The following is a 1,387-nucleotide window of genomic DNA, read 5'->3' on the forward strand; positions in this document are numbered from 1 at the left end:
CTTTCAGCAGGGAAGAAGCGAAAGTGACGGTACCTGCAGAAGAAGCGCCGGCTCACTCGGCCGTCCGTGGGATCGGGCCGTCGCTCGATCAGATCTTTGTCGGAGAGTGTGCGCACCAGTGTGCTGACGGTGTTCGGGCGTCTGGAGAGACGGTCGGCGACAGCCCCGATGCGAGTGCCCGGGTGTTGTGCGACATCGTGAAGTACTTCGGATTGTGCCTCGGGCAAAGTCGCGTCGGTGCCTGACGTAGCCATGTATTCCCGCAGCGCTCGACGCAATTCGAACGCCGCAGCGATGAGTGATCTCGATGCTTCTTCCGCGGTGGGCACGTGATCAGAGTAGCGATCGACCCCGTGTGATCCACGCCCTGGAACTGTATCTGACACAGATATAGTTTACAGTTCTTCAAAGGGTAGGGTCACCTAACCATGGCGGAAGATGAAGCTGTCATGCTTCACGACGTACGGGACACGATCATGAATTTTCGAAAGAAGTCACGCAGTGTAATGCTGATCGGCGCACTGACATTGGTGGCAGCTCTCAGTGGCTGCTCGAGCGAGGACGCGTCGCCCACAGATGCCGAGATCAGTGCGTCAGCTCCGGCGGACTCTGCGTTTGTCGCTCCGCGAGAAGTCCCGGTTGGAATGGGGAGCGGAAAGTCGGACGGCGAGTTCCCTCGTACCGTCTCACACTTCAAAGGGGACACCACGATCGAATCGCAGCCCGAAAAGGTTGTCGTCATCTCGACCGGGCAAGCAGATGCACTCCTGTCGCTCGGTGTCGTGCCCGCAGGTTCGACGCGTGGTGACGGTGCGGACCTGGTGCCTCCGTACTTGTTGTCTGCATACCCCGAATTCCGTACTCAGCTAAGTGATGTCGTTGACGCAGGTGGACGCTTCACACCGAATTTCGAAGCGATCGTCACGCTCGATCCTGACCTGATCTTGATGAATGTTGCAGGAAAGGACGCTGATTCGCTGTACGACCAGCTTTCCGCCATCGCACCCACGGTGGCAACACAGGGAACCGGCGTCTACTGGAAGCAGGACTTCCTGCTGGTTGCCGACGGGGTAGGTAAGACGCAGCAGGCGGCGGCATTGCTGGATACCTTCAATACCGATGCCGCGGCCCTCGGTGCTTCCCTCTCGTCGCCGCCGACGGTGTCGTTCACGCGCCAGAACGGAAATCGTCTGCGCATCTTCGGTGTTCCTTCGTTCACCGGCAGTATCGCCGAGGATGCCGGCTTGACCCGTCCGCAGTCGCAGCAGTTCGACGACACTTCCCGAGACATCAGTGAAGAAGAGTTGAACGTGGCGGACGCCGACTGGATCTTCTACGGCGTGCAGGGCGGGGACCCGGCGACATTGACGAACGCGCCGTTGTGGGC

Annotated in this window: 2 protein-coding genes; one reads left to right on the forward strand and one right to left on the reverse strand. The window is 59.7% G+C overall.

What is annotated here, in order from left to right:
* The coding region (locus tag ABT116_RS46470) for a MarR family winged helix-turn-helix transcriptional regulator (protein ID WP_351647275.1) at positions 1-329 on the reverse strand (329 nt) is incomplete at its 3' end.
* Positions 330-428: 99 nt separating this feature from the next.
* Here ABT116_RS46470 and ABT116_RS46475 point away from each other — a divergent pair.
* Positions 429-1,387, forward strand: a 959-nt coding sequence (locus tag ABT116_RS46475; protein ID WP_351647277.1) for an ABC transporter substrate-binding protein, incomplete at its 3' end; no start/stop codon positions are given.

It is taken from the genome of Streptomyces sp. NPDC002130 (assembly GCF_040296465.1).
Taxonomy (GTDB): Bacteria; Actinomycetota; Actinomycetes; order Streptomycetales; family Streptomycetaceae; genus Streptomyces.